The organism is Nonomuraea guangzhouensis (assembly GCF_019396345.1).
Taxonomy (GTDB): domain Bacteria; phylum Actinomycetota; class Actinomycetes; order Streptosporangiales; family Streptosporangiaceae; genus Nonomuraea; species Nonomuraea guangzhouensis.
In genome coordinates this window covers 147,311-168,592 of the sequence record NZ_JAHKRM010000019.1, presented here as the reverse complement: position 1 = coordinate 168,592, position 21,282 = coordinate 147,311, and the positions used below count along the sequence as shown (strand labels likewise).

At 67.4% G+C, this 21,282-nt stretch carries 18 protein-coding genes and 1 pseudogene; 13 read left to right on the top strand and 6 right to left on the bottom strand.

Annotation, left to right across the window (positions count from 1 at the left end; all coding sequences use genetic code 11):
* The first annotated feature begins 7 nt into the window (after nt 1-7).
* On the top strand, nt 8-1,159 hold the full coding sequence (locus KME78_RS35540) for a glycosyltransferase (RefSeq protein ID WP_219533818.1): 1,152 nt from the start codon (nt 8-10) through the stop codon (nt 1,157-1,159).
* On the opposite strand, the gene KME78_RS35535 is transcribed toward KME78_RS35540, so the two are convergent.
* Entirely contained in the window at nt 1,156-2,361 is a 1,206-nt protein-coding gene (locus KME78_RS35535; protein ID WP_219533817.1) for a hypothetical protein, read from the bottom strand. The genes KME78_RS35540 and KME78_RS35535 overlap by 4 nt on opposite strands.
* A gap of 315 nt (nt 2,362-2,676) precedes the next feature.
* Between KME78_RS35535 and KME78_RS35530 the strand changes: the two genes are divergently transcribed.
* Genes KME78_RS35530 through KME78_RS35515 form a run of 4 tightly spaced genes read left to right on the top strand, consistent with a single transcriptional unit; the run spans nt 2,677 to nt 7,254 of the window.
* Nucleotides 2,677-3,825 (top strand): glycosyltransferase, encoded by a 1,149-nt coding sequence (locus KME78_RS35530; protein ID WP_246652625.1) that lies wholly within the window; start codon nt 2,677-2,679, stop codon nt 3,823-3,825.
* A gap of 9 nt (nt 3,826-3,834) precedes the next feature.
* Nucleotides 3,835-4,815: an NAD-dependent epimerase/dehydratase family protein gene (locus KME78_RS35525; protein ID WP_219533815.1), complete on the top strand. Its 981-nt coding sequence runs from the start codon at nt 3,835-3,837 to the stop codon at nt 4,813-4,815.
* Nucleotides 4,812-5,855, top strand: coding sequence for a glycosyltransferase family 4 protein (locus tag KME78_RS35520; RefSeq protein WP_219533814.1), 1,044 nt, complete (start codon nt 4,812-4,814; stop codon nt 5,853-5,855). Before KME78_RS35525 ends, KME78_RS35520 begins: the two co-directional genes overlap by 4 nt.
* 4 nt (nt 5,856-5,859) lie before the next feature.
* On the top strand, nt 5,860-7,254 hold the full coding sequence (locus KME78_RS35515; protein ID WP_219533813.1) for a tyrosine-protein kinase domain-containing protein: 1,395 nt from the start codon (nt 5,860-5,862) through the stop codon (nt 7,252-7,254).
* Here KME78_RS35515 and KME78_RS35510 read toward each other — a convergent pair.
* Both KME78_RS35510 and KME78_RS67415 read right to left on the bottom strand, forming a co-directional pair.
* The gene (locus tag KME78_RS35510; protein WP_219533812.1) at nt 7,220-7,804 is read right to left on the bottom strand and encodes an arsenate reductase/protein-tyrosine-phosphatase family protein; all 585 of its coding nucleotides are present in this window, start codon (nt 7,802-7,804) and stop codon (nt 7,220-7,222) included. The genes KME78_RS35515 and KME78_RS35510 overlap by 35 nt on opposite strands.
* A 53-nt stretch (nt 7,805-7,857) precedes the next feature.
* Nucleotides 7,858-9,672, bottom strand: a complete 1,815-nt coding sequence (locus KME78_RS67415) for a DUF4012 domain-containing protein (RefSeq protein ID WP_219533811.1) — start codon at nt 9,670-9,672, stop codon at nt 7,858-7,860.
* 868 nt (nt 9,673-10,540) lie between these two features.
* Here KME78_RS67415 and KME78_RS35500 point away from each other — a divergent pair.
* Genes KME78_RS35500 through KME78_RS35475 form a run of 6 tightly spaced genes read left to right on the top strand, consistent with a single transcriptional unit; the run spans nt 10,541 to nt 17,390 of the window.
* The gene (locus KME78_RS35500) at nt 10,541-11,698 is read left to right on the top strand and encodes an ROK family transcriptional regulator (protein WP_219533810.1); all 1,158 of its coding nucleotides are present in this window, start codon (nt 10,541-10,543) and stop codon (nt 11,696-11,698) included.
* 11 nt (nt 11,699-11,709) lie between these two features.
* Nucleotides 11,710-13,197 carry a sugar ABC transporter ATP-binding protein gene (locus KME78_RS35495; RefSeq protein WP_219533809.1) on the top strand — a complete coding sequence of 496 codons (1,488 nt, stop codon included), beginning with the start codon at nt 11,710-11,712 and terminating at the stop codon, nt 13,195-13,197.
* Complete coding sequence (locus KME78_RS35490; protein WP_246652624.1) at nt 13,197-14,204, top strand: ABC transporter permease; 1,008 nt, start codon at nt 13,197-13,199, stop codon at nt 14,202-14,204. The genes KME78_RS35495 and KME78_RS35490 overlap by 1 nt, the downstream gene beginning before the upstream one ends.
* Nucleotides 14,201-15,247: a substrate-binding domain-containing protein gene (locus KME78_RS35485; RefSeq protein ID WP_219533808.1), complete on the top strand. Its 1,047-nt coding sequence runs from the start codon at nt 14,201-14,203 to the stop codon at nt 15,245-15,247. Before KME78_RS35490 ends, KME78_RS35485 begins: the two co-directional genes overlap by 4 nt.
* Nucleotides 15,248-15,258: 11 nt before the next feature.
* Complete coding sequence (locus tag KME78_RS35480; RefSeq protein ID WP_219533807.1) at nt 15,259-16,389, top strand: Gfo/Idh/MocA family protein; 1,131 nt, start codon at nt 15,259-15,261, stop codon at nt 16,387-16,389.
* The gene (locus tag KME78_RS35475) at nt 16,386-17,390 is read left to right on the top strand and encodes a sugar phosphate isomerase/epimerase family protein (RefSeq protein ID WP_219533806.1); all 1,005 of its coding nucleotides are present in this window, start codon (nt 16,386-16,388) and stop codon (nt 17,388-17,390) included. The genes KME78_RS35480 and KME78_RS35475 overlap by 4 nt, the downstream gene beginning before the upstream one ends.
* Nucleotides 17,391-17,713: 323 nt before the next feature.
* On the opposite strand, the gene KME78_RS68175 is transcribed toward KME78_RS35475, so the two are convergent.
* Both KME78_RS68175 and KME78_RS68170 read right to left on the bottom strand, forming a co-directional pair.
* Nucleotides 17,714-17,890, bottom strand: a complete 177-nt coding sequence (locus KME78_RS68175; protein WP_372455006.1) for a mycothiol transferase — start codon at nt 17,888-17,890, stop codon at nt 17,714-17,716.
* Nucleotides 17,868-18,128 (bottom strand): annotated as a pseudogene (locus KME78_RS68170) (mycothiol transferase); the annotation flags it as partial. The gene KME78_RS68175 and the pseudogene KME78_RS68170, both read right to left, overlap by 23 nt.
* A gap of 193 nt (nt 18,129-18,321) precedes the next feature.
* Here KME78_RS68170 and KME78_RS35460 point away from each other — a divergent pair.
* Entirely contained in the window at nt 18,322-19,614 is a 1,293-nt protein-coding gene (locus KME78_RS35460; protein ID WP_219533805.1) for an AAA family ATPase, read from the top strand.
* Between the two features lie 5 nt (nt 19,615-19,619).
* On the top strand, nt 19,620-20,228 hold the full coding sequence (locus tag KME78_RS35455; protein ID WP_219533804.1) for an RloB family protein: 609 nt from the start codon (nt 19,620-19,622) through the stop codon (nt 20,226-20,228).
* 566 nt (nt 20,229-20,794) lie between these two features.
* On the opposite strand, the gene KME78_RS35450 is transcribed toward KME78_RS35455, so the two are convergent.
* Nucleotides 20,795-21,280, bottom strand: a complete 486-nt coding sequence (locus tag KME78_RS35450; protein WP_219533803.1) for a hypothetical protein — start codon at nt 21,278-21,280, stop codon at nt 20,795-20,797.
* Nucleotides 21,281-21,282: the final 2 nt, after the last annotated feature.

Below are 21,282 nucleotides of genomic sequence, written 5' to 3'. Positions count from 1 at the left end.
CTTTGCCATGCGGAAAAGAGACCGGTCCGCTCTCCGCCGGGTCGCATTTCTCATCCCCCACCTGGGGCGAGGGGGCGCCGAGGCGCAGATATCCCTGCTCGCGCAGGGCCTGTCCAACAGGGGCATCGAGGTGCACATGTTCCTGATCTCGAAAAGCGGGCCGCACGAGGCGGTGCTCCGGGACGCCGGAATAACGGTGCATCATCTTGGATTCGGCCGCAAGCCGTCGGGAGCACCTGACCTGGTGCGGTGCCTGCGGGGTTTCGCCCGGCTCATTACGTCGTTGCGGCGTATTCAGCCTGACGTGCTGCACGCCTATCTTTTCGAGGGCCGCATGCTGGGCGCGCCCGCCGCGCGGTTGGCCGGTGTCCCCGTCATGGTGGCCGGTCGGCGCAACGCGGGTGAGCCGGAGCAGCGGCACCGGCGGGTGCTCGTTCTCGAACGAGCGATGACCCGGATCACCGATCACGTCGTCGCGAACGCGATCGCCGTAGCCGAGGAAGCCCGCACCGTCGTCAAGATACCGGCCCGCAAACTGAGCGTGATCTACAACGGTCTGCGGGCCTCCGCGTTCGAGCGGGCTGAGCCGGCGAGCATCGACACCGAACTCCCTGTCGTGCTGTGCGTGGCCCGCCTGGCCCCGCAGAAAGGGCACACCGTTCTGCTCGATGCCGCGTCGCGGCTCGTCCGGCGAGGCCGGCCGTGCACGTTCCTGCTCGCCGGCGAAGGCCGGGAACGGCACCGGCTGGAAGAGTTGGTCCGCGAGCTGGGGGTGGATGTCCGGTTCCTCGGTGACCGCACTGACGTCACCGCGCTCCTGGCCAATGCCGACGTGGTGGTCCTTCCCTCGTTGTGGGAAGGCCTGAGCAACGCGGTCATGGAGGCGATGGCCGCCGGGCGGCCGATCGTCGCGACCGCGATAGGCGGTACCCCCGAACTGCTGGAGGGCCGGGGCATCCTGGTCCCCGCGTCCGACGCGGAAGCCTTGGTCGACGGCATCGTCCGGGTGCTCGACGACCCGGACCTCGCGGCCTCGCTCGGACGCGCCGCCCGCGCCTGGGCGCGCGAGCACCTTGACGTGGATGTGCTGATCGATCAGCACATCCAGCTCTACCAGCGGCTCGCCCGGATCCAGAAGGACTGGATGGGTAAGTCCTAAGCGTGGGTCAGCGGCCGAGGCGCAGCTTCCTCAGTGTCCGGCGACGGCCGCCTCCTGCTCCAGGCCACGGCGGCCAGCAGGCTCGTGATCATGACGATGGGAATGCGCTGCCGGAAGATCAGTCCGACGTTGGCCACCGTCGTCGCGTAGGCGATCGTGCTCGGCACGATGAAGAGCAACAGGATCAAGAGCACTCGCCGGTCCTGACGCCATAGCAGGCGCGCCCCGCGCACCGAGCTGTAGAGCATGAAGTACCAGAGCAGCATCTCGATCTTCCCCAGCTGCAGCGTCGCGCTGCCCTCGGCCCAAGGGAAGGGGGCCAGCAGCGTGTAGAGCAGCTTCGGAATCATCGACCCCCACGCGCTGCCGCTGTCGTCGAACAACACGCCCGAACCTTGGCTGGCGTACGAGCGGCGAGCCACCTCCGACTGGGCGAACTCCAACTGGTCCAGTGCCGTCTCCATGACCCCGCCGCCGTCGACGTAGCCGAAGAAGAACAGGCCCGACACCAGCAATCCGGCGGAGACGACCAGAGTGCGAGTGAACGCCGCGCCCCTCGAACCCATGACTCCCAGAAGCGCCGGAGCCCCGCACATGAACATCATGTACGCACGCACGTTCCACAGCGCCCAAAGGAGTGACAGCGTCATGAGCGGTTTGCGTAGGTCGAATCGTCGCGCGTTCGAAACGGCAAGGTAAAGACAGCTCACGACGAGGAACGCGTTGAATCCATCCTTGAACATGTCAGACGTACACAGGACAAACATGGGAGAAAAGGCGGTGACGGCCAGCAGGACGAATGCCGCCCGTTCGTCGGCGCCCACCACCCGCGCGAACCGGTACATGACGATGCACAGCGCGCACGCTATCAACGCCACCACCGCCGTACACGCGAGCGCGGCCGGACCGCCGCACAGATAGATGACGATGGCGAAGACATAACACGGCAGAGCCACGGAGTCGAAGCGCTCGGCCGGCACGGAAGTGGCGAACTGCAAGCCTTCGCGCTGCCAGAACGCGGCGGTCTCCAGGGACATGACCTCATATCCCAGGTGGTCACCGCCGTATCCGACGGCATCGGGCCGCACCACCGCGAGGTGCACGACCAGCCGGACGACGAAGGCGGCGAGCAGCACCGGCAGCACCCGCCACGCCGTCTGTTTGTCAAAACTTACCGAAACAAGAACGACCAGAGTGATCACGGTGGCGGCGACGATAAGGTACTCCACCCAAACTCCTCAACGCTCATCGTGTAATGGCCGGACAGCACGCTGAACAATACGATGATCGGCCGCCGAGATCGACATGGCACACCGAACCGCGCCAAGTCAGTAGGAAAGACATCGGCCTGTCGCCTCATCCGCAGCGATTCCATAACCTGCGGGGACAAGATATGCAAATATTCCGTCGGCACCGCGACTCGGACCATTGACCGCGTCAAGACCCAAGCTAGCTTCTGCGGCATGAAGACCCATTCCGCAGGAGCTTGTGCGAAGCCGGACGGCCGCATAAGAGTCATGGATGTCATCGCCCGGATGAACATCGGCGGCCCGGCTACTCAGCTAACGGGGTTGTGCGCGCAGTTGAACCATGACAAGTTCGACCATCGCCTCTACACGGGTGACGTCAGCGGTGACGAAGGGGACCATTTCCTGCTCCGTAACGCGGCGATGCCGATTCACCGGGTTCCTGGGCTCGGCCGCTCGATCAAGCCCGCTGACGACGTCCGGGCCGTCAGGCACTTGGTCAAGGCGATCCGTGCGTTCCGGCCGCACATCGTCCACACGCGAACGACGAAGGCCGGCTTGCTGGGTCGCGTGGCCGCCCGCCTGTCCGGTATCAACCCGGCCCTGGCACACGTGTTTCACGGGCACCTGCTTTATGGGCATTTCTCCCCGCCCAAGCTATTTGTCTACGTACGGACGGAGCGACTTCTCGCCTCGATGTCCGATCGTCTGGTGACGGTCGGAGCCCGCGTCCGCGACGAGTTGCTGGAGGCCGGAATCGGCCGTATGGAGCAGTACATCGTCACCCCGCCAGGTGTCGGGCTCGGCCCGATCCCCAGCCGTGAGGATGCCCGCCTGTCTCTGGGGATCCCGCTGGACGCGCCCGTCGTCGCCTTCGTCGGCCGGCTCACCCAGGTGAAGCGGCCCGACAGGTTCGTGGCCACGGCGACCGCCGTGCTCCGGAGCGTGCCCGACTGCCGCTTCGTCGTCTGCGGGGACGGCGAGCTCCGCGAGGAGATGGAACAGGCCATCGGTCCCCTGCGTGGTTCCTTCCATCTGCTCGGATGGAGGGACGACGTGGCGACGGTCTACTCGGCCGCCGACATGGTCCTGCTCACCTCCGACAACGAGGGGATGCCGGTCGCGCTCATCGAGGCCGGGATGGCGGGACGGCCCTGCGTCTCCACCAGGGTGGGCAGTGTCGCCGAGGTGATCCGGCATGAGCACACCGGTTACGTGAGCTCCGCCGACGTCGGCGAGCTGACGGAGTACACCGTACGACTGCTGCGCGACCCCGGACTCAGACACCAGATGGGTGAGTCCGCCCGCCACTGGACCACCTCCTCCTTCGGGGTGGAGCGCCTGGTGGCCGACACCGAGGCCATGTATCGATCGCTGTATGAAGAGCGCCGGGCAACCGCGCTTCAGCGGGAAGCGTGAGGTGACCAGATGCGATTTCTGATTACGGGCGGGGCCGGGTTCATCGGGTCCCATCTCACCGACGCGCTGCTGGCCCGCGGCGACTCCGTCGTGATCGTGGACAACCTGTCGACGGGCCGGGTCGCGAACCTCGCGCTCGTCGCCGGCCACCCCCACCTGCAGTTCGTCCAGGGATCCGTGCTGGACGAGCTCATGGTGGACGAGCTGGTGCACCAGTGCGACGTCGTCGTCCATCTCGCGGCCGCGGTCGGCGTCAAGCTGATCGTCGAGCAGCCGCTTCGGTGCCTGACGACCAACATCCGCGGCTCGGAGGTCGTCATCGAGGCCGCGCATCGGTACCGGAAAAAGATCCTGATCACCAGTACGAGCGAGATCTACGGCAAGAACTCGGCCGGACCGCTGAAGGAGGACGCCGACCGCATCCTCGGCAGCCCGTCCGTGGTGCGATGGGCCTACAGCACGGCCAAGGCCGTCGACGAGATCCTCGCCAACGCCTATCACCGGGAGCGCGGCCTGCCGACGATCGTCGTCAGACTGTTCAACACCGTGGGACCACGGCAGAGCCCGGCCTACGGAATGGTCATCCCGCGTCTTGTCCAGCAGGCGGTCAGCGGCGCGCCCCTCACGGTCTTCGGTGACGGAAGCCAGACCCGCTGCTTCGCGCACGTCGCGGACGTCGTCGACGCGCTGCTCCGGCTCCTCGACCTCGAGGCGGCGGTCGGGCAGACCTTCAACATCGGCTCCGCGAACGAGGTGAGCATCCTGGACCTGGCCAGACTGATCATCGATCACACCGGGTCCACCTCGGCGATCGACCTCATCCCGTATCACAAGGCCTACCAGGAGGGTTTTGAGGACATGACCCGCCGGGTCCCCGACACCACCAGGATTCGCGAGCTCACCGGCTGGGTCCCACGGCACACTCTCGACGAGATCCTCGTCGAGGTCGTCAAGCAGGTTCGCGAAGAGCTTTCGGCGTCCATCCCGTGAACGCGACGATCGCCCTTGCCACCGGCGTGGCCGCGTTCCTGATCAGCTGTATGGCGATCGTGCCGTTGAAGCGCCTGGCGCTGAACTGGGAACTGACCGATCGCCCCAGCGAGCAGAAGGCCCACGCTCGACCGACCCCTTACCTCGGTGGCATCGCGATCACGTTCGGCACGGTCGTGCCCGTGATCGCGGTGATCGGCTTCGTCGATCTCCAGATCATGGCGATCCTCCTGGCGGCCACCGCGGTGTCACTGGTCGGCCTGATCGACGACGTCGGCCCGCTGCGCCCGGTCACCAGGCTGGTCGTGGAGGCCGGGGCGGCGAGCGGGGTCGTGCTCTCCGGCGTCCACTTCACCACGCCGGCCGACGGCTGGCTGGACGGGCTGCTCACGGTCGTGTGGATCGTCGTGATGCTCAACTCCTTCAACCTGCTGGACAACATGGACGGCGCGCTGGGCGCCGTCACCACCGTCACGGCCGCCTTCCTCGGTGGAACGGCCTTCCTGATCGGCCATCCGGCGTTGGGGCTGCTCCTGATCGCCCTCGCCGGCACCAGCCTGGGGTTCCTGCCGCACAACTGGGCGCCCGCGAGGATATTCATGGGTGACTCCGGATCCCTGTTCATCGGGTTCGTGCTCACCTGCTCGGCTGTCCTCCTGGTGATGGGGCAGGGCCCCGGCAGGGTGATCGCCGGGTTGCTCCTGCCGACCTTCGTCGCCACCGTCGACACCGGTGTCGTGTTCATCGCGCGGATACGGGCGGGTCGCTCGCCGCTGACGGGTGGCACCGACCACGTGTCACACCGGCTCCGCCGGATGGGGCTCTCCACCCGGGCGGTCGCCGCGACGCTCGGCGCGATCGCGGCCGTGGCCGGCTGTTGCTGTCTGATGATGACCTTGCGCTTGATATCGCCCCTGGTCACGACGATGGTCGTGGGCGGAACCGCCGTCGTGCTCATCGTCCTGCTGCAGGGTGTGCACGTCTACGCGCCGGTCGAAGACCTGACTGTTCCTCCAAGAATTCGTGAAAGGCGGCGTTGATCCAGTGGATCTGCTCTATTACCTGCGGCTCCTGCGCAGGAACTGGCTGCTCCTCCTGCTCTCGCTGGGGATCGGGGTGGGCGCGGCGGTGGTGGTCACCGCGAACACGCCTCCGCAGTACGTCGCGACGATCTCCATGCTGGTCTCCGGCCACGACAGGGAAGGCAGCCTCTCCACGGCGTACCAGGCGGGAATGCTGTCGGCGCAGCGGGTGCAGTCCTATGCCACGTTGCTGTCCAGTCGCCGGGTGGTCAGTCAGATCACCGCGCCCGAGGACATCCGGCGCCTGCAGGCGAACATCGCGGCGGAAGTGGTCCCCGGCACCGTCCTGCTCCGTGCGACCGTCACCGACAACGATCCTGCCCGCGCCGCGCGGCTGGCCAACACCCTGGGGTTGCGGTTCACGCAGCTGATCGACCAGATCGAACGGCCCACTCCGGGCAGCCGCCCCACGATCAAGATCACGGTGGTGGACCAGGCGGAGACCCCCCAGCTGCCGGTCAGCCCCAAGCCCATGGTCAACATGGCGATCGCCGTACTGATCGCGCTGCTCATCGCCGTCGCCACGCTGGTGTTCCGCGACCGCCTGGACACGACCATCAAGTCCTCCGACACGCTCCAGCGGACCTCGAAGAGCTCGACGCTCGGCATCATCGGCTACGAGAGGGACGCGCGGCGTCACCCGCTGATCGTCCGGCCCCGAGGTCGATCGAGCAGGTCGGAGGCGTTCCGCTCGCTGCGTACGAACCTGCAGTTCATCGGCGTGGACCGGCAGCCCAAATCACTGGTCATCACCAGCTGCCTGCCGAACGAGGGCAAGTCCTCGACCTCTTCCAATCTGGCGATCACCCTGGCCCAGGCGGGCTGGCGGGTGCTCCTGATCGATGGCGACCTTCGCCGTCCGCGCATCCCGACCTACCTCGGCATCGAGGGCGCGGTCGGCCTGACGGACGTACTGATCGGCAAGGCGCGGCTGGACCAGGTGATTCAGCCCTGGGGAGAGCCGCGCCTGTTCGTGCTGCCGAGCGGTCAGATCCCGCCGAACCCGAGTGAACTGCTCGGCTCACGAGGGATGCGCAATCTGCTCGACCAGGTGGTGAGCGACTACGACATGGTGATCATCGACGCGCCGCCGCTGCTGCCGGTCACCGACGCCGCGACACTCTCGGCGATCTGCGACGGAGTGCTGCTCGTCGCACGGTACGGCAAGACCCGGCAGGAGCACATCCTGCGCGGCACGGAACTGCTGTCGTCGATCAACGCCCGCATCGTGGGTACGGTCATGAACTTCGTGCCGGCCAAGGCCAGCCGATACGACGGCTATGGCTACGGCTATGGCTACTACGAGGCGTCCGAGACCGACGTCAAGGCAGAGGCGGAGACACCGGCGGTTGTGTGAGGAACTGGAGCGGGACGGCGAGCGATCTGGCGATCCTCCGTCCCGCCATCCGGTGGTGCCACCGGGTGCCACCGATGGGATCGAGGATGTCGGGCCGGTCCACCGGGACCAGGCCGCGTAGCGTTCGCACCTCGTCGACCAGCGCGTGAGCCCGCCATACGGCATCGTGGTGACACGTGATCGCCGTGGGCGCGACGGCTCGGGCCAGGGTGTCGAACTCGACGATGGTGAAGATACGCCCGGCCGCCGGGAGGTGCATCGCCACCGAATCTGCACGGTGCGCGGAGGCGGCCGTCAGCACGAGGTCGGCCGCGGCCACCACCTCGGCGGTCAGCGGGCGGGAGACGAAGCCGCCGGGATCGCCGCCGAGGCGGAGCAGTGTCCGCCGCGTCTGCTCGTGCATGTCCATGCCCGGCTCGGCGTGGGTGCCCGCGCTGGTCACCTGGAACGACGGTCCGAGGGCCGAACGGGCCAGCCGCTCCGCCAGAGGGGAGCGGCAGATGTTGCCCGTACACACGAACAGGATGTGGAAATCCCTCGTACCTTCCATGTGCGCGACGGTAGAACGCCCTGGTCAGGACGCTCTTGTCGGCGCGCCGGTTTTTAACCCTCGCTATCGATCATTTGGGACTCCGGACCGCAGCCGGTGCGGTCCTGCATGATCCGGGTCTGCTGGGGATGGGCCAGCGGCTGCACGGGAACCAGTGGCGGCGCGGTCGAGGCGGGCTCCAGCAGGAGGTACTCCAGCGTCTTCGACTGTCCGGGAGCGAGCTCCAGCATGGTGGAGTAGACCGGATGGGATCGTTCGACCTCTTTGACGACCTTCACCAGCTTGCCGTTGATCCGCACGCCACCGTTCTGCGCTCCGGCCCCGGTGTACATCGACACCCAGAGCAGGTTGGAGCCGACGGCGCGCGGGCGGTCGGGGTGGTCGAGGCGGCTGGTGACGTACGTGGGCAGCTTGCGGTGCGGCACATCGTTGGTGAGACGGACCCGCACCTTCGTGACGCGCTGCCCGTCGGGGCGGCAGGAGGCCAGTTCGTACCGGAGCGAGCGCTTGAGGTAGTAGTCGAGCTTGTTGCCACCGGAGTTGTTGATCACCAGACCGGCGAACGGACCCGGCTTCTCCGGGAGCACGCCGCTCAGCGGCGTCGTCTCCAGACGTTGCTCCTCGGTGTCCCGGCGGCTCCAGACCTGGATCCGCCGCTCCTCGGCCAACTGCGACAAGGTGGAGAGCAACGTGACGGGGTCCGGACGGGACCGGGTCAGCGCCTCGCTGACGGCGCCGGCGATCGTGATGAGGAACTTCTTGCGCTCGTCCGGGTTCGGGTACCGGACATAGGCTTCCTGCTCGGTGAGGCCGATGACGTTCTCGGCGGTCACCGTCTCGCCGCTCGGGAGGGTGACCGGTCCGATGAGCCGCAGCAGGTAGGAGAGACCGACCGGGTCGGTCGCGAGGGCGCCGTCCAACTGCTGGCCGGTCTGCCGTTCCCAGAGGGAGGTCCAGGTATTCGCGGCGTACGGGAAATGTGGGGAAAGATTGGAATTGGAGAGCAGGGAGAGCGCGCTCGGCCCGTAACGCGAGCGAAATTCCGGCCCGTAGTCGGCGACCGGATCCGAACTCGGCGAGAGACGGTTGTTGGCGGAGAGCCGCTCTATGTCGAGCTGGCCGCGCCCGGCTTTCAGAATGCCGAAGGCGCCCACCAGGCCACCGGTTCCGCGCGCTTCGGCATTTGTCTGGAATGCCAGGAAATAGCGGCGGGGACCATCGTGGCCCAGCATCGGCGGCACCAGGGTGGCGGCGTCGGCCGCGGCACCGAGCCAGCCGCCCAGCCGATCGACTTCGCGCAGCGCCGTGCTGCGCGCCTCGTCCACCGCGCTCACGCCCGTGTGCGCCGGGGTGCCGGACAGGCGTGAGCGCGCCGCGGCGACCCGGTCGGCGGCGGAGTCCAGGACCGGTGCCGCCGAATCGAGGACGGCCAGCAACTGCCGCACGTCGGCCATGGAAGGCCGGTCATCCGCGGCGGGCCGGTCGTCCGTGGCGGGTTCTACGTCCATGATCAGCTGCGCGGTGGCCCGGTGCACGTCAGCCAGGGCGGTGGTCAGCTCCGCGACCGTCTCCGCCAGCCCGCGAATGGTCGTCGCGCCGTCTCCCACCACGGGAGCGTGAGCGAGCAACGACCAGTCGGGGCCGGAGGTGAGCCGGCGGGCCTCGGACGCGTGCCATCGCGCGTCCGCGAGCGTCCCGGCCAGCCGGCCGGGGTCGCTCGCGCGCAGCAGGACCAGTGCGTCCCTGGTCGCCTGCAGGTGGTCTCGCACACTCAGACCGAGGTACGCGGACCAACTCCCGGCCAGCGTGAGACCTGCGGCCGGAGCCAGCAGGCTGACGATGGCGACTCGGCGTGTCTTACTTCGCACTGGCAGAACGGCGACGCCGAATAGCGATCATTGTGCCGGCGGTTCCCACCAGTAGCATGCCCGCACCCGCCGCTGCCAGGGCCTTCACGGGTGCTCCTGTCATCGGCAATTCACGGTGGCCGTGATGGCAATGGCCGCCGCAGCCCCAGTTGTTGTGGGGACGCCAGTGATCTCTGGGATCGTCGATGTCCACGTGCACGTCGACGTGCGACGACGAGGTGGAGGTGACTCTCGGCGGGTAGGGCGTCGGGCTGGCTGTCACGGTCCTCGTGGACGTGGGTGTCGGCCTTGGGGTCACGGTCCTCGTGGGCGTCGGCCTCGGAGTCATGGTGCTCGTGGTCGTGGGGGCCGGCGTCGGGAAGGACTCGGCCGACGCAAAACCGGCGGTCCCAAACGCGATCCCACCTCCGACGGCCATCGCCACGAAAATAGGTATCGTGATTTTTTCTCTCATTTCGGACTCCCCGTATGGATGGCGGTGCGGGTCATGGGACATTTCGCCCGGAATGCCAGCGAAGTGTTCATCACAGAACCCGTTATATGCGCCCTATTAATGGGTGCTCCATCCGCCGCACGGTTCTTACCGAATGACCACTGATGGTTCTCCATATGTTGACGATCCGGACGGCCCCGGCCGGGCCGTCCGCCGTGCCGATCTCGCGGCGAGACCGACCCCGACGCGTGGGGGCCCTGGCGTCGCCGCGCGCCCACCCGGCGTGTCGGGCGCCGGAGCCTGTCGGTGGCAATTGTGGTCGAACAGCCCTTATGTCCGAATCTAGAGGGCTTTGTTCGATTGTTGGCGTAAGTTGGGCGTGTTTGGGCGGCTTGCACTCTTGATTTGCCGCATCTGTGATCTTATTGTCGCCGCATGACCTCCGCTCCGGGCTCGCCCGGTGACGTTCTGACACTCATCAGCGCCGGATCCGCGACCACCCGCTCGGACCTCGCCAGACTCACCGGTCTGGCCAGGTCCACGATCAGCCAGCGGGTCGACGCGCTGATCGAGCGCGGCCTGGTATCGGAGACCGGAAGCGGTGAGTCCACCGGCGGGCGCCCACCACGACAACTCCGCCTGCACACCGAGGACCACGCCTTCGCCGGCGTCGACCTGGGCGCCACACACTGCAGGATCGCGCTGATGGACATCTCGGGCGACGTCCTGGCCGAATGCGAAGACCCGCTGCTGATCGCCGAGGGCCCGGAGACGGTCCTGGCCCACGTCGACAGGCGGCTGGAACGGCTGCTCACCGAGGCGGGACGCCCGCGGGCCGCGCTCAAGGCGATCGGGATGGGAGTGCCGGGGCCGGTGGAGTTCGCCACGGGCCGGCCCAACAACCCGCCGATCATGCCCGGCTGGAACGACTACCCGATCCCCGAGCACTTCGCGGACTGCGCCGTACTCGTCGACAACGACGTGAACGTCATGGCGCTCGGCGAGCACCGCAACGCCTACCCCGACGCCGGCCACCTGCTGTTCGTCAAGATCGGCACCGGCATCGGGTGCGGCATCGTGGCCGAGGGCAAGCTGCACCGCGGCGCCCAGGGGTCGGCCGGCGACATCGGCCACATCCGGGTCTCCGGCCACGAGGACGCCGGCTGCCGCTGCGGCAACAGCGCCTGCCTGGAGGCGGTCGCCGGTGGCGCGGCCGTCGCCAGGAGGCTGACCGAGCTGGGCACACCCGCCGAGACGGGGGCCGACGTGGTGGCGCTCGTACAGGCGGGCAACACGCAGGCGCTCCGGCTGGTCAGGGAGGCGGGCAGGCTCATCGGCGAGGTGCTGGCCAGCCTGGTCAACTTCTTCAACCCCGAGGTGATCGTCATCGGCGGCGCCCTGTCCCGGGTCCACGAGCATCTGCTCGCGGGCATCAAGGAGACGGTCTACCGCAGGTCGCTGCCGCTGGCCACGCATCATCTCTCGATCGTGCCGAGCCGTACCGGGATCAACGCCGCCGCGCTGGGCGCCGGGATCCTGGCGATCGAGCACTACCTGTCACCCGAGAACATCAACCGGATCGTCAACGCCTGAAAGGGACCCCGATGCTTGTCATGAGGGGGATCGTCAAGCAGTTCCCCGGTGTGCGCGCGCTCGACGGGGTGGACCTCGACGTACGGGCCGGCGAGGTGCACTGCCTGCTCGGACAGAACGGCGCCGGCAAGTCGACGCTCATCAAGGTGCTGGCCGGCGCCCACCAGCCCGACGAGGGCACGATCGAGTTCAACGGCGCGCAGGTCAGGGCGAGCAGCCCGATGGACGCCATCAGGCTCGGCTTCGCCACCATCTACCAGGAACTCGACCTCGTCGACGGGCTCAGCGTCGCGGAGAACATCTTCCTCGGCCACGAGCACGCCCGCGCCGGCTTCGTGAACAGGGGAGCGGTCAACCGGGCCGCCGGAGCCGTGTTAGCCAGGCTCGGCCACCCGGAGATCCGGCCGAAGGCCGAGGTCGGCCGCCTGTCACCGGCCGCCAAACAGGTCGTCTCGATGGCCCGCGCGCTCTCGCACGAGGCCCGCCTGATCATCATGGACGAGCCGTCGGCCGCGCTGGCCCACGACGAAGTGGCGAACCTGTTCCGCATCATCCGCGAACTCACCGCCCAGGGCGTCGCCGTCGTCTACATCTCGCACCGGCTGGAGGAGATCCGCGAGATCGGCGACCGGGTCACCGTGCTCAAGGACGGCCGTACGGTCGCCGTCGGCCTGCCCGCCCGCGACACCCCCACCTCCGAGATCGTCTCGCTGATGACCGGCCGCAACGTCGAGTACGTCTTCCCACCCCGCGCCGCGGAGTCCCCGGGCGACGAGGTGCTGCGGGTCGAGGGGCTCAGCTCGCCGGGCGCGTTCGCCGACGTGTCGTTCTCGGTGCGCGCCGGTGAGATCGTCGGGCTGGCCGGGCTGGTCGGCTCGGGCCGTTCGGAGATCCTGGAGGCGGTCTACGGCGCGCGGCGCGCCTACGGCAGCGTCGCGCTCTCGGGCAAGCCCGTACGGCGGGGCGACATCGTCGGCACCGTACGGCGCGGCATGGGCCTGGCCCCGGAAGAACGCAAGGCCCAAGCCCTCCTGCTGGACCAGAGCGTCACCGCCAACATCACCCTGGGCAGCCTGCCGGGATTCGCCAAATTCGGCTGGATGGACCGGGCCCGCGAGAAGGCCGAGGCGCAGCGGCTGGTCGAGGCGCTCGACATCCGCCCGCCCGACCCCGAACGGCCGATCAAGACGCTGTCCGGCGGCAACCAGCAGAAGGCCGTACTGGCCCGCTGGCTGCTCGGCAGCCGCAAGCTGCTCCTGCTCGACGAGCCGACCAGGGGTGTGGACGTGGGCGCCAGGGCCGAGTTGTACGCGGTGATCCGCGGGCTGGCCGACCAGGGCATCGGCGTGCTGCTGGTGTCCAGCGAGGTGCCGGAGGTGCTGGGCCTGTCCGACCGCGTGCTGGTGCTGCGCGAGGGGACGGTCATCCACCAGGGCGACGCCCAAGACCTCGACGAGCACCGCGTGCTCGACATGATCATGGATGGGAGAGCCGCCTGATGAGCAACCCCGCAGAAGCGGGCCCGCACGACCGTTTCGCCGTGCGGGCGCCCGGCCCGCTGGCCTGGCTCGGGGAGACCCGGCACCTGGGCCTGGTGATCGCACTGGTGCTGCTCGCGATCGTCGGCCTGGTCACCAAGCCCGAGAACTTCGCCACCACCTCCAACCTGGTCAGCATCTTGTCGCTGGCCGCCACCATCGGTGTCATCACGGTCGGCGCCACGTTCGTCATCATCGGCGGCGGCATCGACCTGTCCGTGGGCGCCACCATGGCCCTGGCCTCCGTCTGGGCCACCACGCTGGCCACGCAGGCGTACGGGCCGGCCGTGATGGCGATCTGCGCGATCCTCGTCGGCACCGGCACGGGGCTGGTCAACGGGCTGCTCATCGCGTACGGGCGGTTAGTGCCGTTCATCGCCACACTCGCCATGCTGGTCGCGGCCCGAGGGCTGGCCCAGCGCATGTCCGACCGCAAGACGCAGATCATCCAGGTCGACAACAGCGCGATCGTGGACCTGTCGACCACGCGCCTGCTCGGCGTGCCGCTGCTCGTCTACATCTTCGCGCTGGTCGTGGTGCTCGGCTGGGTCCTGCTCAACCGCACCACGTTCGGCCGCCGTACGTACGCGGTCGGCGGCAACCCCGAGGCGGCCAGGCTCGCCGGCATCAACGTCCGCCGGCACACGATGCTCCTGTACGCCCTGTCCGGGCTGTGCTGCGGCATCGCCGCCATCCTCATCATGGCCCGCACCACCACGGGCTCCTCCACACACGGCGACCTCTACGAGCTCGACGCCATCGCCGCCGTCATCATCGGCGGCACCCTGCTCACGGGCGGCCGCGGCACGATCATCGGCTCGATCCTGGGGCTGCTGATCTTCACTCTCATCACGAACCTGTTCATCCTCAACGGGCTCAACACCAGCGACCAGCTGATCGCCAAGGGCCTGATCATCGTCGTCGCCGTCCTTCTCCAGCGACGGAACCTGAAGGAGAGAGCACCATGAGCAACAACGTCGCGCGCAGGGGTTTCCTTGTCGGCGGAGCCGTACTGTTAGCGGCCGGCTGCACCAGCAACGAGCCCGTGGCCACGCCCTCGTCGGCGGCCCCCGCCCCCGCTCCCGCTGCCAGCGGCAACGACCAGCCCGGCACCAAGGTCGTCATCGGCTTCTCCGCGCCCGCGGCCGACCACGGCTGGATCGCGGCCATCGCGAAGAACGCCGAGTCCGCCGCCAAGCAGTACACGGACGTCGACTTCAAGCCCGTCGAGCCGACGAACGACATCAACCAGCAGATCTCCGCCGTCGAGTCGCTGATCGCGGCCAAGGTGAGCGCGCTGGTGATCCTGCCGAACGACGGCCAGCAGCTCAACCAGGTCGCGACCCAGGCCACCCAGGCCGGGATCCCGGTCATCAACCTCGACCGGATCTTCCCCGACAAGCTGGCGTACCGCACCTGGATCGGCGGGGACAACTACGGCATGGGCGTCGCGGCCGGCCACTACATCGGCAAGCAGCTCAAGGACAAGGGCGTCTCGAACCCGGTGATCGTGGAGATCCAGGGCATCGCGACGCTCCCGCTGACCCAGGACCGCAGCAAGGGCTTCGCCGACGCGCTGAAGACGTACGGATTCAGCGTCACGGCCAAGCAGGACGCCAAGTTCACCGTGGAGACGGGCAACTCGGTGGCCGCCAGCCTGCTGCAGGCGCACAAGAAGATCGACGCCATGTGGAACCATGACGACGACCAGGGCGTGGGCGTACTCGCCGCGATCAAGGAGGCTGGGCGCAACGAGTTCTTCATGGTCGGCGGCGCCGGCTCCCTGAACGCCATGAAGGAGATCCAGTCGGGTACGTCGGTGCTGAAGGCCACCGTCACCTACAGTCCCACGATGGCCGCCTCGGCCATCAAACTGGCCAGGTTGATAGCGCAGGAGAAGGGCATGAGCGACCTGGTGGAGAACCAGGTCCCGCAGTCGATCACGCTCGCGTCGGAGACCATTACCAAGGAGAACGTCGAGAAATACCTGCCACTCGGCTTCGAATCCTGATCGGGGGTTGCATGTCAGACCAAACCACCGTCGGCGTGGGCATGATCGGCTACGCGTTCATGGGCCGCGTCCACTCCCAGGCCTGGCGCAGCGTCGGCGCCTTCTTCGACCTGCCGCTGGCACCGCGCATGGCGGTGCTGGCCGGTAGGTCCAAGGAACACACCGCCGCCGCTGCCGCCCGGCTCGGCTGGGCCGATACCGAGACCGACTGGAGGGAAGTGGTCAGCCGCGACGACGTGCAGATCGTCGACATCTGCACGCCGGGCGACTCCCACGCCGAGATCGCCATCGCGGCCCTGGCGGCCGGCAAGCACGTGATCTGCGAGAAGCCGCTGGCCAACAGCGTCGCCGAGGCGGAGGCCATGGTGCGGGCCGCGGCTTCGTCGTCCGGCAAGAACATGGTGGCCTTCAACTACCGGCGGGTTCCGGCGGTGGCGCTGGCCCGGCGTTACGTCGAGGAGGGCCGGCTCGGCGAGATCCGGCACGTACGAGCCCAATATCTGCAGGACTGGATCGTCGACGCGGAGTTCCCGCTGGTGTGGCGGCTGCAGAAGGACAAGGCGGGGTCCGGTTCGCTCGGCGACATCGGGGCGCACATCATCGACACCGCCCAGTTCATCACCGGCCAGAACATCGTGGGCGTCTCGGCGCTCACCGAGACGTTCGTCAAGGAGCGCCCGCTTTCGCCGGGCTCGTCGGAGACCGGGCCCGTCACCGTGGACGACGCCGCGCTCTTCATCGGACGGCTCTCCGGCGGGGCGGTGGCCTCCTTCGAGGCCACCCGGTTCGCCACCGGACGCAAGAACGCCCTGCGCATCGAGCTCAACGGCTCGCTCGGCAGCCTCGCCTTCGACTTCGAGGCCATGAACGAGCTGTGGGTCAGCGAGGGCGGCAGCGGCTTCAAACGCATCCTGGTCACCGAGCCCGACCACCCCTACGCGGCGGCGTGGTGGCCGCCCGGGCATGGACTCGGGTACGAGCACACCTTCACCCACGAGATCAAGGACTTCCTGGAGGCCATCGCTCAGGGCGACGACCCGGCGCCGTCGTTCGCGGACGGCCTCCGGGTGCAACGCGTGCTCGCCGCGGTCGAGCGCAGCGCGGCTGACTCCAGCCGCTTCACAGTCGTGGAGGACGTATGAGACCGGTCACATTGTTCACCGGCCAGTGGGCCGACCTGCCGTTCGAGGAGGTCTGCCGGCTAGCCGCCGAATGGGGCTACGACGGCCTCGAGATCGCCTGCTCCGGCGACCACTTCGACGTGGCGCAGGCGATCGCGGACCCGTCGTACGTCTCGGCGAAGCAGGCGCAGCTCGAAAAGCATGGCCTCAAGGTGTGGACCATCTCCAACCACCTTGTCGGTCAGGCCGTCTGCGACCACCCCATTGACGAGCGCCACAAGGCCATCCTGCCCGCGCGCATCTGGGGCTCGGGCGATCCCGAGTCCGTACGCCAGGCGGCCGCCGAGGACATGAAGAACACGGCGCGAGCCGCGGCCCTGCTGGGTGTCGACACGGTGGTCGGCTTCACCGGGTCGTCGATCTGGCACACGGTGGCGATGTTCCCGCCGGTGCCGGCCTCGATGGTGGAGGCGGGCTACCAGGACTTCGCGGACCGCTGGAACCCCATCCTCGACGTCTTCGACGAGGTCGGTGTCCGGTTCGCCCACGAGATCCACCCCAGCGAGATCGCCTACGACTACGTGACGACCCAGCGCACGCTGGAGGCCATCGGCCACCGTCCCGCGTTCGGCCTCAACTGGGACCCGTCCCACATGGTCTGGCAGGACCTCGACCCGGTGGCGTTCATCCTGGACTTCGCCGACCGGATCTACCACGTGGACTGCAAGGACACCCGCGTCCGCATCGGCGACGGCCGCCGCGGCCGCCTCTCCTCCCACCTGCCGTGGGCGGACATGAGGCGCGGCTGGGACTTCGTCTCCACCGGGCGCGGCGACGTGGCCTGGGAGGACTGCTTCCGGGCGCTCAACTCGATCGGGTACAGCGGGCCCATCTCGATCGAGTGGGAGGACGCGGGGATGGATCGGCTGGACGGGGCACGGGAGGCGTTGGGCTACATCCGTGGCCTCAACTCCATCACCCCACCAACCACCGCCTTCGACGCGGCCTTCTCCACCACCTGACGCCTTTCTCGCCGGGGGCCCACAAGCGTGGGCCTCCCGGTGGGGCGCGCTTCGCGCGAATGTCATTCGGGCGTGCTGCCCAGGGGGCTCCGCCCCCTTCGACCCCCTACAGGCATGGGCTTCGCGGTGGGGCGCTTCGCGCGAATGGCGCTCAGGCGTGCTTCTTCGGAGGCTTCGCCCCCCGGGGCGAGGGGCTCCCGCCCCTCGCGCACCCCGGCCTTGTCCGGCGGAAGGCCTGGCTAACTTCTGAGCCGGTCCGGCCTTCCAGCCGATCGGCGTTTGAACTGGCTGGTCCGTCCTGCCCGGCAACAGAGGCGAAAGAGCTATCGAGGCCCGAGCCCAGTCTCCCCATTGAGCAGTTCGCGTACGACGTCGAAGTGGCCCGCATGGCGGGCGGTCTCCTCGATCATGTGCAGGACGATCCGGCGCAGGTCGATGACCTCGTTCCCGAGCGGACCTGGGTGACGCCCCCGCGGGGGGCGACAGAGGATTCGCGGCAAGGACGGCGTCGGACCGCTCGCACTGGGCGCGGTAGAACGCGAAGACCACAGGCGGCGGTCGCGGTGTGGTCAGTGGCGTGTGGTCGTCGGGCCAGGGCAATGGCTCGGCGGACTCGGTGGCGATCTCCCGGAACCAGTGCGGCTCGGCGCAACCGAGGTGTTCCAAGCGACCCAGCACGGTCCATCCTGAGGGCAGGATCGCGGTTGGCAACGCCTCAGCGTCGAGGTCATCCACGATTGCGAGAACGCTGGCGCCCTATGCCTCCAGGAACATCAGCGGTGTGCACTTCTCGTCGTCAGCCACCGGTTCCACGCCCTCTCTGATCAAACAGCGCGGATCGCGTCGTACACGCAGGCAGAAGCCGATATTCGCGAGGAATCGACGGAATCATGGCTATGATGGCTCCGTAGATGCAGGAAGAGGGGTCGATGTGCTGATCCGGTTCGAGGTGGCGAACTTTCGCTCACTACTCGATCCCGTCGAATTGTCGATGGTTGCCGTCGATCGAGATCGGGCGGAGGCGCGCCCGGTGCCCAACTTGGGCGAGAGTCTGCTGCCCGTCGCAGCCGTCTTCGGTCCGAACGCCTCCGGCAAGTCGAATGTCATCGCTGCGCTGACCTGGCTGCGGACCGCCATCCGGGATTCGCTGCGTTTCTGGGATGACGAGATCCCCGTCGAGCCGTTCGCGTTCGCCGGTGGCGAGGCCCGTCCTTCGGAGTTCACCATCGAGTCCGTCGTATCGGGAGTGCGATTCGAGTACATCGTCGAACTTGATCGGCGCGCGGTCCGCTACGAGGGTCTGTTCCACTACCCGGAGAAGAAGCGGCGACGGATCTTCGAACGTGAAGGGGGCGAGTTCAAGCTCCAGCGCGGTCTCGGGAACTTGTCCGGCACGCGTGAACTGTTGACGCCGCGCGCCCTTGCCCTGTCGATCGCCCGGCGATTCGATGAGCCGCTTGTCTCTGGTTTTGCTCGTGACCTCCTCGCGGCGCAGACGCTCGGGCTGAAGTCGCGTGGCCGGCGTCCCGTGAATTCCGCTCCGGCACGCTCGACCCTTCGGTGGTTCGAAGAGCTCTCCGATCGTGACCAGTTCGCGTTGCCGGGATTTGAGGAATTGGACAGGCCTTCTCCGGCGGATCGTACTCAGGCGTTGGCCTTGCTCCGGCTGGCCGACATGGGCATCGACGACGTGGTGATCGACGAGCCCGAGGTCTCCTATCCGGAGGGCAGTCCTGAGTCGGCGCGCATGCGGACACAACGCACAGTCCGCCTCGTCCACCGGGCGGCTCATGAGAGGGTGCCGCTTGACTTCGCGCAGGAGTCGGAGGGCACGCGCACCTGGTTCCAGCTCATCGGGCCGGTGTTGGCCGCGCTCAGGTCCGGCTCGCTGCTGCTGTTCGACGAACTGGACGCGAGCCTGCATCCAACGCTGTCCATGCAGCTGATTCGGCTGTTTCACGATCCGGCGACAAACCCTAAGGGCGCACAGCTGATCTTCACTTCTCACGACACGAGTCTGCTCAACCACCTCAACCGCGATGAGGTCTGGTTGACGGAGAAGGCGGAGGACGGAGCGACCCGGCTCGGCGCACTGGCCGAATTCGCCGGCGAGCGGGTGAGAAAGTCGCAGAACCTGGAGAAGGCGTATTTGCATGGGCGGTTCGGCGCGCTCCCGGATGTCGACCGCGCGGAAATTCTCCGCGCTCTCGGGCTGATCGGCTAGCTGAGATGGCGCCAAGAAGAACTAAGGCGAAGGATCTCAGGCGGAGGACCGCCAACCGTCCAGAACGCAAGACCATTGTTGTGTTCTGCGAAGGCGAAGCCTCGGAACCCGACTACATCAATGGGCTGAAGCGGCTCCCGGATGTTCGCGCCAACACCTCGATCAACATCGAAATCCACCCTGAACAGGGAGTTCCGTTCATCCTGGTGCAGCGAGCGGTCGAGCGAAGCCGTGATGACGAAGTCGATGAGTGCTGGTGTGTGTTCGATGTCGAGTGGCCCAAGAACCATCCGAACCTCAAGCAAGCCATCCGGCTGGCGGATGAGCACGGAATTCGCCTCGCCATCTCGAATCCTTGTTTCGAGCTGTGGTTGATCCTTCATTTTGAAGATCAGACGGCATTTATGAATACCAGCGAAGCCGAACGGAAGAGTCGTAAACTCGACGGGCGCTCCGGGAAGAGGATCGACCCCGATCAATACGTACAACATCGGCATGCGGCGTCGGAGCGCGCGTCTTTGCTGGCCATCCGCCACGCGCGAAACCAGAGCTTGTTTCCCAATAACAACCCCTCGTCTACTATGGGCGACCTGCTTGAGGCAATTGATCCTTGACCGCATGGCGGTCGGGCGGGTCTCCCAGGAGGCGCGCTCCGCGCGGGTGGCATTCGGGCGTGTTTCCCAGGGGCTTCGCCCCTTCGATCCCCGACAAGCGAGGTCCTCGCGGTGGGGGCGCGCTTCGCGCGAATGACGCTCAGGCGTGCTTATTGGGGGCTTCGCCCCCGGGGCGAGGGGCTTCCGCCCCTCGCGCACCCCGGCCTTGCCCGGCGGTAGGACTGGTTAACTTTTGAGCCGATTCGGCCTTCGAGCCGGAGACGTCTGAATTGGCTGGTCCGTCGCGCCTGGTAACAGAGGTGAAAAAGCTATCGAGGCCCATCTCCCATCGAGCAACTCGCGTGCGACGTCCAGCCGGCCCGCATGGCGACCAACTGTCCCTTCCGGATGAAGTTGGCGGAAGGGACAGTGATTGTCCCGCAGCCAGTCATCTTGCTGCGAACGGTTCCGAGTCAAAGTCGTTCAGAACATACACGGATACGCAACAGGCGGCGGCCGTCGTGGACGAGCTTGTTTGGCGAGTCAACGCAGGCCGTCAAAGCCAGCGCCGTCGGCCTGTTGGTCGCCTACAGCGAGTAGCGCTGCAAACCTAGATCGAATCCATGTCTCCTCAGCTGATAGAGGCGTAGGGATCGCTGCGGGATAAAGCCGAGCATGCGGCTGAGCGTCGCGAAGATTACCGTGTGGACCAATTCGATGGGCATGAGGCCGATGAAGGCCCACAGGGGCGATGTCGCGAGCAGCCACGTCGCGCACTGCCGCGCCAGGTAGCGCGAACCGAGCAGGTCGTCGCGTGCCCACCAGCGGTAGGGGTAGGGAAGGCGCTTGTGGAACAGGCGGTACAGCGCCCAGCGCCACAGTGGCGGGCGCTCGCGCAGGCGCAGTGCGATTCCGCCACGTACGACGTCGAGCGAGTCGCGCAGGGTCGGCCTGGTCTGCTCCGGCTCCGCCAGGTCGAGCAGCGTGCCGATCAACTCCTCGCCGCGCGTCTGCCGATAGCGGGGCGGGTAGGCCCGTGCGAGGAGCCGGCAGCGGCGTTCGTAGGTATCCATGA

What these genes read in the sequence shown, in the direction of transcription:
- KME78_RS35475 (WP_219533806.1), top strand. Translation starts at nt 16,386, where the DNA reads ATGAGACCGGTCACATTGTTCACCGGCCAGTGGGCCGACCTGCCGTTC.
- KME78_RS35480 (WP_219533807.1), top strand. Translation starts at nt 15,259, where the DNA reads ATGTCAGACCAAACCACCGTCGGCGTGGGCATGATCGGCTACGCGTTC.
- KME78_RS35450 (WP_219533803.1), bottom strand. Translation starts at nt 21,280, where the DNA reads ATGGATACCTACGAACGCCGCTGCCGGCTCCTCGCACGGGCCTACCCG.
- KME78_RS35490 (WP_246652624.1), top strand. Translation starts at nt 13,197, where the DNA reads ATGAGCAACCCCGCAGAAGCGGGCCCGCACGACCGTTTCGCCGTGCGG.
- KME78_RS35495 (WP_219533809.1), top strand. Translation starts at nt 11,710, where the DNA reads ATGCTTGTCATGAGGGGGATCGTCAAGCAGTTCCCCGGTGTGCGCGCG.
- KME78_RS35540 (WP_219533818.1), top strand. Translation starts at nt 8, where the DNA reads ATGCGGAAAAGAGACCGGTCCGCTCTCCGCCGGGTCGCATTTCTCATC.
- KME78_RS35530 (WP_246652625.1), top strand. Translation starts at nt 2,677, where the DNA reads ATGGATGTCATCGCCCGGATGAACATCGGCGGCCCGGCTACTCAGCTA.
- KME78_RS35485 (WP_219533808.1), top strand. Translation starts at nt 14,201, where the DNA reads ATGAGCAACAACGTCGCGCGCAGGGGTTTCCTTGTCGGCGGAGCCGTA.
- KME78_RS35500 (WP_219533810.1), top strand. Translation starts at nt 10,541, where the DNA reads ATGACCTCCGCTCCGGGCTCGCCCGGTGACGTTCTGACACTCATCAGC.
- KME78_RS35525 (WP_219533815.1), top strand. Translation starts at nt 3,835, where the DNA reads ATGCGATTTCTGATTACGGGCGGGGCCGGGTTCATCGGGTCCCATCTC.
- KME78_RS35455 (WP_219533804.1), top strand. Translation starts at nt 19,620, where the DNA reads ATGGCGCCAAGAAGAACTAAGGCGAAGGATCTCAGGCGGAGGACCGCC.
- KME78_RS35510 (WP_219533812.1), bottom strand. Translation starts at nt 7,804, where the DNA reads ATGGAAGGTACGAGGGATTTCCACATCCTGTTCGTGTGTACGGGCAAC.